The 14,952-nt window shown below is 52.3% G+C and carries 11 protein-coding genes and 1 riboswitch; of the genes, 7 read left to right on the top strand and 4 right to left on the bottom strand.

From position 1 onward, the window contains the following. The first annotated feature begins 57 nt into the window (after positions 1 to 57). The gene (locus tag CWE14_RS06675; RefSeq protein WP_126798687.1) at positions 58 to 1,947 is read left to right on the top strand and encodes an AMP-binding protein; all 1,890 of its coding nucleotides are present in this window, start codon (positions 58 to 60) and stop codon (positions 1,945 to 1,947) included. Here the strand turns inward: CWE14_RS06675 and CWE14_RS06670 are convergent. From CWE14_RS06670 to CWE14_RS06660, 3 genes are all read right to left on the bottom strand, one after another. Then, complete coding sequence (locus CWE14_RS06670) at positions 1,940 to 3,490, bottom strand: hypothetical protein (protein WP_126798686.1); 1,551 nt, start codon at positions 3,488 to 3,490, stop codon at positions 1,940 to 1,942. The two genes, CWE14_RS06675 and CWE14_RS06670, sit on opposite strands and share 8 nt — an antisense overlap. Positions 3,491 to 3,593: 103 nt before the next feature. Next, on the bottom strand, positions 3,594 to 4,886 hold the full coding sequence (locus tag CWE14_RS06665) for a Glu/Leu/Phe/Val family dehydrogenase (protein ID WP_126798685.1): 1,293 nt from the start codon (positions 4,884 to 4,886) through the stop codon (positions 3,594 to 3,596). A gap of 81 nt (positions 4,887 to 4,967) precedes the next feature. Beyond that, positions 4,968 to 6,992 carry an NADPH-dependent 2,4-dienoyl-CoA reductase gene (locus CWE14_RS06660; RefSeq protein ID WP_126798684.1) on the bottom strand — a complete coding sequence of 675 codons (2,025 nt, stop codon included), beginning with the start codon at positions 6,990 to 6,992 and terminating at the stop codon, positions 4,968 to 4,970. Positions 6,993 to 7,153: 161 nt separating this feature from the next. Here CWE14_RS06660 and CWE14_RS06655 point away from each other — a divergent pair, with 161 nt between their 5' ends. From CWE14_RS06655 to trxA, 5 genes are all read left to right on the top strand, one after another. After that, positions 7,154 to 7,672, top strand: a complete 519-nt coding sequence (locus tag CWE14_RS06655) for a hypothetical protein (protein WP_126798683.1) — start codon at positions 7,154 to 7,156, stop codon at positions 7,670 to 7,672. A 1-nt stretch (position 7,673) separates the two neighbouring features. Then, positions 7,674 to 8,795 (top strand): PQQ-dependent sugar dehydrogenase, encoded by a 1,122-nt coding sequence (locus tag CWE14_RS06650; RefSeq protein WP_241972344.1) that lies wholly within the window; start codon positions 7,674 to 7,676, stop codon positions 8,793 to 8,795. Continuing rightward, positions 8,788 to 10,242 (top strand): NAD-dependent succinate-semialdehyde dehydrogenase, encoded by a 1,455-nt coding sequence (locus CWE14_RS06645; protein WP_126798682.1) that lies wholly within the window; start codon positions 8,788 to 8,790, stop codon positions 10,240 to 10,242. Before CWE14_RS06650 ends, CWE14_RS06645 begins: the two co-directional genes overlap by 8 nt. Beyond that, positions 10,239 to 11,597: an aldehyde dehydrogenase family protein gene (locus tag CWE14_RS06640; protein ID WP_126798681.1), complete on the top strand. Its 1,359-nt coding sequence runs from the start codon at positions 10,239 to 10,241 to the stop codon at positions 11,595 to 11,597. The genes CWE14_RS06645 and CWE14_RS06640 overlap by 4 nt, the downstream gene beginning before the upstream one ends. An 89-nt stretch (positions 11,598 to 11,686) precedes the next feature. Continuing rightward, positions 11,687 to 12,538, top strand: a complete 852-nt coding sequence (trxA, locus tag CWE14_RS06635; protein ID WP_126789957.1) for a thioredoxin — start codon at positions 11,687 to 11,689, stop codon at positions 12,536 to 12,538. A gap of 148 nt (positions 12,539 to 12,686) precedes the next feature. Here trxA and CWE14_RS06630 read toward each other — a convergent pair whose 3' ends face one another. Further along, the gene (locus CWE14_RS06630; RefSeq protein WP_126798680.1) at positions 12,687 to 13,118 is read right to left on the bottom strand and encodes a hypothetical protein; all 432 of its coding nucleotides are present in this window, start codon (positions 13,116 to 13,118) and stop codon (positions 12,687 to 12,689) included. A 173-nt stretch (positions 13,119 to 13,291) separates the two neighbouring features. Between CWE14_RS06630 and CWE14_RS06625 the strand changes: the two genes are divergently transcribed. Next, positions 13,292 to 14,782 (top strand): methyl-accepting chemotaxis protein, encoded by a 1,491-nt coding sequence (locus CWE14_RS06625; protein WP_126798679.1) that lies wholly within the window; start codon positions 13,292 to 13,294, stop codon positions 14,780 to 14,782. 45 nt (positions 14,783 to 14,827) lie between these two features. Next, a riboswitch (yybP-ykoY riboswitch) is annotated at positions 14,828 to 14,949 on the top strand. Positions 14,950 to 14,952 lie beyond the last annotated feature (3 nt).

Below are 14,952 nucleotides of genomic sequence, written 5' to 3'. Positions count from 1 at the left end.
CTGAGGTTTAGCATAAACATTCAGCAACCCCTTTTAATCAGCTAGCAGGAGGCCTATGTGTCCTATCAAAACGAATATCTAGCCGCACGTGACAATCCGCAAGCCTTCTGGCTCGAAAAAGCAAATAAACTGGCATGGTTCAGAGCACCAACAAAAGCGTTTGACCCTTCGTCTAACAACTGGTTTAGCGACGGTCAGATCAATATTTGTCACGCTGCATTAGACCACCATATCGAAGAAGGTCGCGGAAACCAGGCTGCGTTCTATTATGATTCTCCTGTAACTGGCAATAAAGACACCATTACCTACCAGCAATTATTCGATGAGGTTCGCCATTTTGCCGGCGTACTGCGCGACCAGGGCGTTCAGCGCGGTGACCGGGTCGTCATCTATATGCCAATGATCCCGCAGGCCGCTATTGCGATGCTCGCCGTCGCCAGACTTGGCGCTGTGCATTCTGTGGTCTTCGGTGGCTTCGCTGCACATGAACTTGCTGTGCGAATTGAGGACGCCACGCCTAAGGTGGTTATCAGTGCCTCTCATGGCATCGAAGTCAGCCGCCTGATTGAATACAAGCCCTTGCTCGATAAAGCCCTGGAAAAGTCCAGCCATCAACCCGACTGTTGTATTGTTTTTAACCGGACCAATGTTCCCGCCGAAAAACAGGTGAACTATACCCTTGTCGACGGGCGCGATTATGACTGGGCCGAACTGATGAAAACCAGCAGCCCGGCGGATGCGGTAGCGGTGAACAGTGATGACCCGCTTTATATCCTTTATACCTCAGGCACCACCGGAAAACCGAAAGGTGTCGTTCGTGATCACGGTGGTTACGCCACAGCACTGCATTACAGCATGGGTGCGGTATACAATTGCACAGCAGGCGATACTATATTTACCGCCTCCGATGTGGGCTGGGTGGTTGGCCATTCATTTATCGTTTACGGCCCACTGCTTGCCGGGTGTAGTAGTGTTCTCTATGAAGGTAAGCCCGTTTTTACCCCGAATGCAGGTGCCTTCTGGCGTATTTGCGAGGACTATCGGATAAAGGCCTTATTTGCCGCCCCCACTGCGTTTCGCGCGATCCGTAAAGAGGACCCCGAGGGTCAACAGATAGAAAGCTACGACCTCAGCGAACTGGAAACGATTTTCATGGCTGGAGAGCGATTAGACCCGGCGACCTATGAATGGACCAGAGAGAAAACCAATAAACCGGTTGTCGACCACTGGTGGCAAACTGAAACTGGTTGGCCGGTGTGTGCCAATCTGATGGGTGTTGAAGCGCTCACTGTGAAACCTGGCTCGGCGACAGTGCCGGTTCCAGGCTATCAGGTCTGTATTCTGGACGACGGTGGTCAGCCGATAGCGAACGGCGAGCAAGGCAATATTGCCATCCGCCTCCCGCTGCCCCCAGGCTGTCTGACCACTATCTGGCAAAATCCTGCGCGCTATGAAAGCGGCTACCTGCGCCAGTTTCCGGGCTATTACGCGACTGGCGACGGGGGTTACATTGACGACGACGGTTACCTGTTTATTATGGGCCGCACCGATGATGTGATAAATGTGGCCGGTCACCGGCTGTCAACCGGTGAAATTGAAGAAGTGGTTGCAAGCCACTCTGCGGTCGCCGAATGCTGTGTAGTTGGGGCACAGGATGAATTGAAAGGCCAGTTGCCGGTGGCACTGGTTATTGTAAAAAATGGCGCAACAATCAGCCCGCAACAACTGCAACAGGAACTGGTTGCACTGGTGCGCGAACAAATCGGCGCCCTGGCCTGTTTAAAAACAGTCGTCACAGTGGCGCGTTTACCGAAAACACGTTCGGGCAAAATTCTGCGCAAGATAGTGCGTAATATCGTTGATGGTGACAGCTATCAGGTGCCCTCTACCATTGATGACGCAGAAAGCCTGGATGATATCCAGCAAGCGTTCAGGCAGACTACTTAAGCCTGAATTGGAGCCGTTGCTCTGCCTCTGGCTCCTGCGCAATGGTAAAGGCGACTAGCTTTAGCTGCTGTGGAACCTGGTCGCGGAAGCTTAAGCGAATGCGCACCGGGTATTCACCATACTGAATAACGTTGAGCTTGCTGCGTTCGTTGTCGCTCAACCAATCGGCGCCGTCGTCAATAGCAAGCGAGTGCAGCACACCGCTTTCAGCGCCATAGACCTGAACACCAAATAGCTGGTGTGGTGTCGGGTACAAATACAGATCGAACTCACGTCGGTTGTCGGTAGCTTGCAAGCGAGCCTGGGCACCACCGTGAGTCAATTCAGTCGAACCCTGAGTAGGCACGTCGATCGGTATCAGCTCCAGCTGTTGCGGGAACCACTGCATGGTAGCTTCAATGCGGTCAACCTGGGCCAGTCCTGATTCAACCCCGTCCCAACCAAGCGGGAATGCCTCTGCATAGCTAATTAATGGGCCATCTGTGCGCTTATAGCTGAACGGCCGTAGCGCCTGAAACTGAAGTTCCAATGCGTCGCCCTGCGCGTTAAAAGCCTCTATCTCCGTGAAATTAAACTGGCCTGCTTCTTCAGCTTCATTCAGAAGGTGCTCGTATTCAAGCGTGATCCGATCCCCGTTTACCTCCACAGTCCCCGTAGAATCCGGGAAGATCTGCTGCGTCGTAGCATCGATTAAATGATCAAGGTTCCCAGGCAAGCGGGTATAGTCAATATCCATGCCTTCTTGGTTGTTGTATTGCAACAGTTCAGCATAGGGCCAGTCAGCTGCCGTTAACGACATCACGGAGCGAACTTCATGCTTATCACCATCTGCCGTGAGCTCGCGTTTGATCACGACACCGGCACGATCTAACCACCCGGTTTCACGCTCCACCAGCATTCGGCCATAGAGTTGTATTGAGTCATCAGTATCACTTTCAATGGTGAAGAGTACATGCTTGTCATACAACGCTGTGACCCGCAATGTGAAGCCGTCCAGCCCGCTGTTAGTGTCATCTTCAATATCACGAGTGGCCCCGGGTTTAAACTGCATACCACTCACCAGACCCGGCTGGGTCAGGACTTCCTGCAGCCGATCCAGACTACCCATCAACGAACGTCGTGCGTCGGTGTAGCTGCTGCTAAGCGGGCTGGTTATGTGGCCGTCATCCAGACTGACTTGCAGCATGCTACCCTCAGCCAGTGCTTCGAGTAATGTGGCATCCTGGTCGTTCATCGCCCCAATAACGCTGCCAAAGCTATAGCCTGAATCTGCCTGAGTATGCAGATAATCCGGCTGCACGGCTAAATTGACCCTATTCGAGCCAGAGTCAGTTACCTGGTAACTTCGTAGCTCAGTCTTTTGTATACGTTCACTATAATCCTCACCACCGGCATCAAGGCGGGTCACCTCAGTGCTGGAAACAAGCTGATAGCGGCGATGTTCGCCCGGTTCAGGCTGAAAATTTGAGACCTTGGCCTGCTCGCTGGAACACGCGGCCAAAACGAATAGAAGAGAGGCCAGAACGGCTAAACGAGGAGTCATCCCTGGATCCTAATACGAAAGTTAAAAAACCATGCTAACCAGCATGCTATGGAATGACAAGCGGCCGCCCCGGAAAGGACGCCGCTTGTCAGATGCGTCACAGTTAGCAGTCACCGTTAAAGAAACGCTGCGAACCACGATGGTCCATGGCTTCCGTTATGCGTCGAATGCCCTGCATATAGGTGGCAGTGCGCAGGGTGACCTTTTCATCTTTGGCGACTTTAAAAATCAAATCAGCCTGCTGGTTAATGCGCTCACGCAGTCGCTGGTTCACCACCTCAGCGGTCCAGTAATCGCCAGTTCGGTTTTGGATCCACTCAAAATAACTGACGATAACCCCGCCAGTATTAGCCAAAACATCCGGAATAACCGTGACCCCGGCCTGTTCAAGCTTGCTATCCGCTTTTGACGTCACCGGACCATTGGCAATTTCCAGAATGACTTTGGCGCTAACCTGCTTCGCATTGTTGTCATCGATGGCATTTTCCAACGCTGCCAGCACCAGAATATCAACATCGAGCCCGAGCACCGCATCGCGCTCCAGCGTGTCGCCTTTATTTTTGCTACCGCTGCTAAAAGGTTTCAGTTGACCCTGTTGCTTGGCGTTGTAAACGGCGTCAATATCCAGCCCTTCCGCGCTGTATACCGTGCGTTGAGAGTCAGATACCGCCACCACGTTGTAGCCCTGATCAGCTGCAGCACGGGCAAAATGATAACCGGCGTTACCAAACCCCTGCACCGCAACCTTTAACTTCTTCGCTTTTTGCTTGTTGCGATCAGCCCAAATGTTGAGCACTTCCAGCGCACCTTCACCGGTCGCTTCCACACGCCCCTGCGATCCGCCAAGCCCTAGTGGCTTACCTGTAATGACGGCGGGCAGTTGGCGGCGGGCAATCGATGCAAATTCATCATCCATCCAGCCCATCACTGTGGCATCGGTATTGACATCGGGGGCCGGAATATCGACATCGGGACCAACCACATCAAACACCGCGCGCATGTAGCCTCGCGACAAACGCTCCAGCTCCATCCGCGAGAGTTCCTTAGGGTTGCATTGAACACCCCCTTTACCCCCGCCATACGGAAGATCCACCGCCGCGCACTTAATAGCCATCCAGAAACTCAGTGCCGTGACTTCATCCGCATTTACATTCGGGTGAAAGCGAATGCCACCTTTGGCCGGGCCCCGGGTTACATCATATTGCACGCGCCAGCCCTGAAATACTTTCAGCGAGCCGTTATCCATCCGCACAGGAATTGAGAATTGCAGTGAGCGACGCGGGTGCGCCAGTCGCTGGCGGGCATCGTCAGATACATCAAGCCGCTCGTAGATATCCTGCAAGCGGCTTTGTGCATCTTTAAGAACTTCCGGAGTGCTTACATCATTTTCAGCCATAGATTAAATATCCTTCCCTCATTCATTCGTTTGCTTTTTGAATCAACTCGTTTAGGTATAGCCGAAAAAGTCAGTTTTTGATCAGATCCGCGCTGCCAGTTCGGCTCCCTGACGAATTGCCCGTTTAGCATCCAGCTCTGCAGCAACATCTGCACCACCAATGATATGGGTCGAAATACCCTTGCTTTCCAGCTCTGACTGCAGCGGACGAAATGGCAACTGCCCCGCGCAGACAACTACATTATCTACTTCCAGCAGTTCGCTTTTTCCATCGCGCTCGATCTCGATGCCGCCGGCGACAATCCGCTTATAGGTCACGCTATTGAGCATTTTGACCCCTTTCTTTTTAAGCGTGTTGCGGTGCACCCAACCCGATGTTTTGCCAAGTCCGGCCCCTACCTTGGTTTCTTTACGCTGCATCAGGTAAACCTCGCGTGGGTTTGGCTCAGCCAGTGACTGCGTCAACAGTGCCCCTCTATTCGCATAGGTCTTATCAATGCCCCAAATTTTATGCCATTCATCCGGGTGCAGGGTCGGTGATTCGGTAGTCGTAAGGTACTCCGAGACATCAAAGCCAATCCCACCAGCACCAATTACCGCGACTCGTTTACCCACCTCTTTATGGTCCCGCAAGACATCCAGGTAGCCCAGCACATGCGGCAGATCGGCGCCTTCAATGGCTAAATCACGCGGCTTAACACCAGTCGCCAGAATGACTTCATCGAATTTCTCATCGGCCAGGCTGTCAGCTGTCTTCGTCTCGCCCAGATGCACCTGCACCCCCGTTTCCTTGAGGCGCTGTTTAAAGTAGCGAATGGTTTCAAAAAACTCTTCTTTACCCGGGATTTGTTTGGCGTAATTAAACTGACCACCCACCTCGCTGGCTTTATCATATAAATGGACCTCATGACCCCGTTCTGCGGCATAGCAGGCAAATGCCAGACCGGCCGGGCCGGCACCGACTACAGCTAAACGCTTAGCAGAGGCTACCGGTTTCATCTCTAGCTCGGTTTCAAAACAGGCCAATGGATTGACCAGGCAGGTTGCGCGCTTGTTTTTAAAGACGTGATCAAGACAGGCCTGGTTGCAGGCAATGCAGGTATTAATGCGTTCAGGTGCGCCCTGCTCAGCTTTGTTCACAAATTCAGGATCAGCCAGCAACGGACGCGCCATCGACACCATATCGGCTTCACCATCGGCAAGAATTTTTTCAGCAATCTCGGGAGTATTGATACGGTTGCAGGCCACCACAGGCACCTTGAGCTCCTGCTTTAAACGCGCAGTAATCCAGCTAAACGCGCCGCGTGGCACCGAGGTGACGATGGTAGGAACACGCGCTTCGTGCCAGCCGATGCCGGTGTTAATAATAGTGGCGCCGGTTGCTTCCGCGGCCTTACCCAGTTCGATCACCTCATCCAGGTTATGGCCGTCTTCAACCAAGTCGATCATCGACAGCCGATAAATAAGAATAAACTTCTCACCCACCGCTTCGCGAATGGCCTTGATGATTGCCAGAGGGAACTGCATGCGGTTGGCAAAACTGCCACCCCATTTATCTGTTCGTTTATTCGTCCGCGGGCATAAAAACTGATTAATTAAATAGCCTTCTGAACCCATCACTTCGACGCCATCGTAACCCGCTTGCTGCGCTTTTTTCGCCGCCCGGGCATAGTGTCTGATGGTTTTTTCAATCTGACGCTCGCTCATCTCGCTTGGCTTAAATGGCGTAATCGGCGCTTTGATAGCACTCGGCGCTAAACTAAAGGGGTGATAGGCGTAGCGTCCTGCATGCAATATTTGCAGGCAAATTTTTGCATCGTGCTGGTGCACCGCATCGGTCACAATTTTATGTTTTTTGACATGCCAGGGATGGCTTATCTGACTGCCATGGGGGGTAAGCCGACCACGAACGTTGGGGCTGATACCACCGGTCACAATCAGCCCCACCCCGCCTTTTGCCCGTTCGGCATAAAAAGCCGCCATTTTCTCAAAGCCACCCTTTGCCTCTTCGAGACCCGTGTGCATGGAGCCCATAAGGACGCGGTTTCTTAGCGTCGTAAAACCTAAGTCTAAAGGCTGGAAAAGATGCGTATATGGCGTGGTCATAAATCTGTCCTGTTCTGGTCGTACCTGTAAAGCATCCACTTTAAAGGGAACGGCGACGCCAGGCAAGTTAGTCTGTGCGTGAATGGCCAAAGAGCTGGCATCGAAGGGATTATTCATCTAGCTTAAAAAGCGACGCTTACTTTCAATAAACAGGTGACAACTTGAGCAACAAACCGATGAGCATTTTGCTGGCCTTTGTTATCGCTGTACTGGTGGCTGCTGTACTTGGGACCATATTCCAAACGCAGCTGAACCTGGCTGCGATGGGCAACTTTGGGCCACCGATTAGTTTTTCTATGCGACTAAGCAACACCTGGCATGATTTACGCTACTTTGGCCCGCTCTATCTGGCAATTATTGCCTGCACCTTTCTGGTCTCTTTTAGTATTGCCGAACTAGTCGCCCGCCTCTTTCCAGGTCAGCGTATCGTCTGGCTAACCCTAGCCGCCGTAGTTGGGCTATGGCTCTGCTTTCAGGTCATTGATGCACTGGCGCCGATGCCAACATTTATCGCTGCAACCCGCGGCATCGGAGGGACCCTTATCATGCTGCTCGCGGCTGCTATCGGAGCCGTCACCTACACCTTACTCAGCAGTCCACTTAACGCGCCTGAAGACCAGCCCGGGGATGCTGAGAATAAGGATACTGAGAACAACCATACTGAAGACAATAAGGCTTAATATGCGCACTATGTTGCAAACGTTTCGAATCTCTCTAATGGCCGCATTACTGGTCAGCGCGTCGCCGGCACTTGCCGAGTACACCACCACAGTTATCAGTGATGAACTTGAATACCCCTGGGGAATGGAGATGTTGCCGGATGGACGGATTCTGGTGACTGAGCAGACCGGTGCGTTGCGGATCATTAACACCGAGGGTGAACTGGTCGAAGAGCCCATCGCCAACGTGCCTGAAGCCTGGGTTGAAGGCCATGGCGGCCTGTTCGACGTTAAACTGGCACCTGACTTTGCTGATAGCAACCGTATTTACCTGAGCTATGCCTGTGGCACCCGTAAAAATAGCAGCACCTGTCTGGCACGGGCTCTATTCGCCGGCGATACACTGAACGAGGTCGAAGAGATTTTCCGTTCGTCGCCAGGCCGCGAAGGCAGTGCCCACTACGGAGGTCGTTTCACATTTTTAGCGGATAACACCCTGGTGATGGGGCTCGGAGATGGGTTTGATTACCGGGAACAGGCGCAAAATCCAGAAAATCATATTGGCAGTGTCGTCCGACTTAATATGGATGGAAGTATCCCTGCCAACAACCCCTTTGTTGGACTCTCACACGCCGCCCCTGAAACCTATTCGTATGGTCATCGCAACGTGCAGGGGATCGTTTATGATCCGCAAAGCGACCGCCTTTATACCAACGAACACGGCCCGAAAGGCGGTGACGAACTTAACCTGATGCGCGCAGGCGCAAACTATGGCTGGCCGCTGATCACCGGTGGGGTCGACTACAATAATGCACGCATCACTCCGTACCAGCAACTGCCGGGAATGACTTCGCCATTGCTCGAGTGGACCCCATCGATTGCTCCTTCCGGGATGACGCTATACCGCGGTGACGCCTTTGGTGACTGGCGCGGGGATTTTTTTGTTTCGGCGTTAGCGGCTAAAAAAGTACAGCGTGTGCGGCTGGCAGGCAACCGGGTCATCGAGCAGGAAGATCTGTTTACTGAGCTGGATCGTAGAATTCGTTATGTTTATACCGGTGCTGATGGCTATTTATATCTGCTTACCGATCAGCAGAACGGTGAACTAATTCGTGTGACCCCAAAAGGAGAACACCATGAGTAAATTATCCCGCGACGAGCTTTTATCGAAGGCCATGTACATTAATGGCAACTGGCTGCAAGGCGAGGCAACCTTTGACGTCAGCAACCCGGCATCTGGTGAAGTAGTCGGCCAGGTAGCAAGCGCCAGCCAGAAAAACGTTGAACAGGCAATTGACGCCGCACATAAAGCACTGCAAAGCTGGCGTCGCTGCACCGCTGAACAGCGCGGCAAAAAGCTCCGTCAATGGTACGACGCTATTATGGAACACCAGCAGCCGCTGGCTGAAATTATGACGCTGGAGCAAGGCAAACCCGTCGCCGAAGCAGCTGGCGAAATAGCCTATGGCGCCAGCTTCGTCGAATGGTTTGCAGAAGAGGCGCGACGCGTCCGTGGTGATATTCTGCCCTTATTAAGCGAAGGTCAGCAAACACGGGTCATTAAGCAGCCCGTCGGTGTGGTCGGCTGCATAACCCCGTGGAATTTTCCGAATGCAATGATTACCCGCAAAGTAGCGCCAGCTTTGGCAGCCGGCTGCACTGTCGTGGTTAAGCCACCCACTCTGACGCCGCTTTCTGCTCTGGCGCTTGCGGTGTTGGCTGAGAAAGTAGGGATCCCGCCTGGGGTGATTAATATTGTTCCCACTGACGATGCGAAAATGTTCAGCGAAACCCTGTGCAACAACGAGAAAGTGCGCAAACTATCCTTCACCGGGTCAACCAAAGTCGGTCAGAACCTGATGCGACTATGCGCTGAAAACGTGATGAAAGTGTCGTTGGAACTGGGTGGTAATGCGCCCTTTATTGTGTTTGACGATGCCGACCTGGACGTCGCTGTAGAGCAGTTTATAGCCTGTAAATTTCGCAATGCAGGGCAAACCTGTATCAGTGCGAACCGCGTGTTAGTTCAGAATGACATTCACGATGCATTCGTCGAGAAGCTATCCGCCGCAATGAAAGATCTGAAAATAGGCGATGGTATGCAAAACGGTGTCGATATGGGGCCGCTGATTAACCAGGACGCCGTGGAGAAAGCGCAGAAACTGGTCAGGGATGCACTGGAACAGGGCGCTACCAGCGAACTTGAAGGCGGTCAGCGTAAGGATATCGGAGCGCTGTTCTACGCTCCCGAACTACTGACGGGCATTCGCAATGACATGAAAATTGCCAATACAGAAATTTTTGCCCCTGTGGTTGCAGTGCAGCGTTTCGACACTGAAGACGACGGCATTCAACTGGCCAACGATACCGAGTACGGATTAGCGGCCTATTTCTGTGCCTCCTCCGTGCAACGTATTCACCGTGTCAGTGAAGCGCTTGAAGCCGGTTTGGTCGGTATCAACGCCGGTGCAATTTCCAATGCACTACATCCTTTTGGGGGCATGAAGCAATCTGGTATTGGCCGCGAAGGCTCACATTATGGTATTGATGAATACTTGGAAATTAAAACCTTAATACAAGGTAATCTATGACAGCGATAGAACAGCTCCGCACCACCTTCTCACGCGGGGTGACCCGTTCAATGGACTGGCGTTATAGCCAGTTAGAGGGCATTGAGCGCTTTTTAACAGAGCAGACGGACGTGCTTAGCGCCGCACTAAAAGCCGATCTAGGTAAAAGTAGTGCTGAGGCCTGGACTACTGAGATTGGCTTCACCCTGAAGGATGTTCAGTATACCCGCAAGCACCTCAGGAAATGGCTCAAACCACGTAAGGTATCGACCCCCTTAGTGGCACGGCCAGGACGCAGCAAAATAACCCTGGAGCCTTTAGGGGTGGTGCTCATTTTCGGAGCCTGGAACTATCCGCTGCAGTTGAGCCTGAGCCCATTAATTGCAGCCCTGGCCGCGGGTAACTGTGCGCTGTTAAAACCCTCTGAAGTAAGCCCTGCAACCAGTAAAGTTCTGGCTGATGTGCTACCCGGCTATCTCGACAGTAATGCGGTTGAGGTGCTGGAGGGCGATGCCGATGTGGCAACTGAGCTGCTCAAACAGCGCTTCGACCATATCTTTTACACCGGCGGCAGCACGGTTGGTAAAATAGTCATGCGTGCTGCCGCTGAGCACCTCACCCCAGTCACGCTTGAACTGGGGGGAAAGAGTCCAGTTCTGGTCAGTCGTTATTGCGATATAAAAACCACCGCGCGCAGAATAGCCTGGGGCAAATGGCTTAATGCAGGGCAAACCTGTATTGCACCTGACTACGTGCTGGTTGATGCCAGTGTTAAAGAGCAACTGGTTGCTGAATTACTCAATGCCATTCAGTCGTTCTACGGCGACGAACCGCAACGCAGCAAGGACTACGGGCGGATAGTCAATGACCGTCATTTCAACCGCTTACTTGGTCTGTTAGATGAACACGACGTCATTAACCATAAAGATTATGATCGCCGCGAACGTTTTATGGCACCCATGCTGGTTGACGATCCGCCAGCGCACAGTGCGCTTATGCAGGAAGAGATCTTTGGCCCCCTGCTTCCGATCTGCGCGGTTGATAATCTCGACCGGGCCATCGCTAAAATTCAGCATGCCAGCAAGCCGCTGGCCTGTTACGCCTTTACCCGTGATAAAAGTGAACAACAACGAATTGAACAGCATATAAGCTGCGGCACCCTTTGTTTTAATGACACTCTGGTGTTTATGCTCAATCCAGAGTTGCCTTTCGGTGGCGTCGGTAATAGCGGCATGGGCCGGTATCACGGTGAATATGGGGTGCACACCTTCTCCCACCAAAAGCCAGTGATGACGCGTCGCTTCATACTTGACGTCGCACTGCGTTATCCTCCGTTTAACAAACAAAAGCTGAGCTGGCTGAAAAAGCTGATGTAATGGCCTTGAAGTTAGATCGACTGCCCTTATTTAAACTAAGACAGTAGACAGATTCCTTAGAATGGACCACCAAACGAGAAGGTACTTAGGTGCAAGCACAGAATATTATTGATATTAACGAACAAAACGCACAGCAGGTGCTGATCCAGGGCTCGCAAGAGAAAGTCGTTCTTATCGACTTCTGGGCGGACTGGTGCGAGCCATGTAAGCAACTTACTCCTGTGCTGGAAAAAATCGCAGCGGATTACCCCCATGATCTGATTCTTGCCAAGATTAACTGTGAAGAGCAGCAGGCAATTGCCGCTCAGTTCGGTGTGCAAAGCCTGCCTACCCTGGTGGTTTTCAAAGACGGTCAGCCCGTCGATGGGTTAAGCGGCGCACAACCGGAATCAGCGATTCGTCAAATGCTGGCCAATTACCTGCCCCAACCGCAGGACGAAGCGCTGGCTTTAGCCAAACAGGCACTTGGTGAAGAAAATTTTGAAGTGGCCTACGAACAGGCAAAGCAGGCATTTGACCTGGCACCTGACGATGCTGCTGCGCGGCTTATTCTGGCTGACGCGGCCGCCAGCATTGGCCATACTGAGCAGGCAAAAGAGCTGTTAAAAGCGCTAACCATTGCCGATCAGGATTCGTACTACCAGCAGATCCTGGCTAAAATCAAACTCGCCGAAGACGCCGCCGACAGCCCTGAAGTGAAAGCGCTTGAAGACGAGCTCGCGACGCAACCGGATAATCTCGAGCTGCAGCTTAAGTTGGCGGTTCAATACCATCAGGTTCGCCGTCATGGGGAGGCACTGGATTTATTATTCAAGGTGCTGCAAACCGATATGAACTTTGCCGACGCAAAGAAAACGACCCTCGATGTCATTAATAATTTACCGGCCGGTGATCCACTGGCTGCGAGCGCGCGTAGAAAATTGTACAGCATGCTTTATTAGCTGCTGTCGCTAGCAACGAGTTTAGGCCGGCTCCCTCAGCCGGCCTTTTTTTGTCTAAAATTGGACGATAACCTCGCTCAACGAAAAAGCCAGATCTTTGCAGACCTGGCTTTTAAGGTAGGTTTTTAATGCTGGTAATCAGTGTTGATTACGACAGTTCATCCAACTGCAGTTTTATTTCAACTTCGCTGCCATCCTGGTCATAGCCTTCAACTTCTACTTCACCGTTTGAGCTGACGGCAATTTCATCAAAGCGGTGAATACCACCTTCCTTGCCTTTATCCATTGCTTTTTGCAACTGCGACAAGTCCAGGCCCCAGGCGTCACGTGAATAGCGCTCATGCTCTTCCTGATGCACATCGCCATCGGCGTTAAATACCACTTCGCTATGCATGCCGTCACGGGCAAAACCTTCCACTTCAACGCGGTCACCAGATTTCCATTCAACTTCTGTGACATGGCTAAAACCATAGTCATCCAGCCAATCATTAACCTTACCATGATCATCTGCCAGTACCGGGGCCGATACCATCAGTCCCATGGCGACTGCACCTGCAAGTATACTTTTTGCTTTCATCATATCGTCCTCTGCTTAAAGTAGGTTTCAAACTTTCCAGATAAGTATAGGCACCCCACAGCACCCAGGATGTAAACCTTTAGCAAAGGTCAACCCGCAATCGTTGCGCAGGATCATGAAAAATAACCCAAAAGTAGGATAGGCTGCGACACAAACTAAAACCATCAGGGGGCGTTGTGGGTAAGTTTTTTCATGGGTTAACCTTTAAATTATTAGTCTTGGTAGTAATTGTAGGCTCGGTGCCATTATCCATTCTGGGTGGTTTTACATTTTTTATGACCAAAGCCAATATGGAACAAAGCCTTGAGCAGCAACTAATGTTCGCCGCCGAAGACGCCGCAACACGAGCCCGCCAACTGGTCCAGGTCTCACCCGACGCGCTGGCTACTGCTGACAGCCGTGCTCGTCTGACTGAGCAAATGCAGTTAGCCAGTCTGGGTCAGCAAGGGCGCATCCGCCTTATCGAAACCAGCAATGCTGAGGTCCCTAACTATCATGCCGTCGCCAGCGTGAACCTGGGTTCATCTGCTCCACTAAGTCAATGGAGGGTACAGGCGTTGTTGCCGGAAGATGCTCTGTACGCACCCGTCAGGCAACTCAACCTGGTGATGTGGACACTCTGGGTGATTGCATTTATTACCGCACTCTCGATTGGCTATGCGTTCGCGCGCAGACTATTACGCCCTTTGCATGCCCTCCTCGAGCGCCTGACCAATATAGCCAGCGGTGATGCCGATCTGACACAGCAGCTGGACGTCAGTGGCGAGGATGAGTTTGCCCAGGTTGCAGCCGCTTTCAATCGTTTTATTGCCAATCTACGCAGCGTCGTTGGCGAGCTGGCCAGTACCTCACAAACCCTTGCCAGCCAGGCTCAGCAAAGCATGCACAATGCAGAGCAATCGCAACAGGCACTGACCCGCCAGCATAATCAGGTGGATATGGTCGCCACCGCAATGAATGAAATGACCACGACGGTTCATGAAGTAGCCCAGAACACTCAGGAAGCATCGCATAGCGCCAATGCAGCAATTAGTGCCACCGATGAAGGGCACGACGTGGTCGATGCCACTATCCGTTCAATTGGAAACCTCGCCAACGAAGTTGAGCAGGCGGCGAAAGTTATCACCGCGCTGAAAGAAGAAAGTGTCAGTATCAGCGGCATCCTCGATGCCATTCGAAGTATTGCAGATCAAACCAACCTGCTGGCGCTGAATGCCGCTATTGAGGCGGCCCGTGCAGGTGAAGCCGGGCGTGGTTTTGCCGTCGTCGCCGACGAAGTTCGCACGCTCGCGATTCGGGTGTCTGAGGCGACCGACGAAATCCACAGTATGATCACCAAACTACAGAAAAGCTCTGATGATGCGGTAGCCGTCATGGACCGAGGTCAGGAACAGGCAGCGCAAAGCGTCAGCGATGCTGAGCAAACCGGATTGGCATTGCAACGCATTCGCGAGGCGATTTATCAGATTAACGATATGAATGCGCAGGTCGCGGCCGCCTCTGAAGAGCAAAGTACCGTCGCCGAGGACATCAACCGCAATGTGGTGACAATTTCTGAACTCGCTTACGAAACAGCGACACAGTCGAATGAAGTCGCTACCGCGAGTGAACAGCTAAACCAGTTGGCGGAGACGTTGCAGGCTATCGTCCGTCGCTTTAAGTATTAATCGGAATTTGACTTCCATTAATCGCTGTGGATAATAACGCTCGACCCTCAGGGGAGTAGTCGCTTCTGGCCCCCAGCCAGAAGGTGCATGTCAACATAATTGGCTGAAAACGAGCCATGGTATGCACGGCAGTAGCTTGACGAGACCTGTGGTGGAACTGTACAGACAGG

Source organism: Aliidiomarina soli, from assembly GCF_003986975.1.
Taxonomy (GTDB): domain Bacteria; phylum Pseudomonadota; class Gammaproteobacteria; order Enterobacterales; family Alteromonadaceae; genus Aliidiomarina; species Aliidiomarina soli.
This window is presented reverse-complemented; position numbering and strand designations above follow the sequence as displayed.

Coding starts and splice junctions, on each gene's coding strand:
- CWE14_RS06670 (WP_126798686.1), bottom strand. CDS start 3,490: ATGACTCCTCGTTTAGCCGTTCTGGCCTCTCTTCTATTCGTTTTGGCC.
- CWE14_RS06665 (WP_126798685.1), bottom strand. CDS start 4,886: ATGGCTGAAAATGATGTAAGCACTCCGGAAGTTCTTAAAGATGCACAA.
- CWE14_RS06660 (WP_126798684.1), bottom strand. CDS start 6,992: ATGACCACGCCATATACGCATCTTTTCCAGCCTTTAGACTTAGGTTTT.
- CWE14_RS06650 (WP_241972344.1), top strand. CDS start 7,674: ATGCGCACTATGTTGCAAACGTTTCGAATCTCTCTAATGGCCGCATTA.
- CWE14_RS06645 (WP_126798682.1), top strand. CDS start 8,788: ATGAGTAAATTATCCCGCGACGAGCTTTTATCGAAGGCCATGTACATT.
- CWE14_RS06640 (WP_126798681.1), top strand. CDS start 10,239: ATGACAGCGATAGAACAGCTCCGCACCACCTTCTCACGCGGGGTGACC.
- CWE14_RS06630 (WP_126798680.1), bottom strand. CDS start 13,118: ATGATGAAAGCAAAAAGTATACTTGCAGGTGCAGTCGCCATGGGACTG.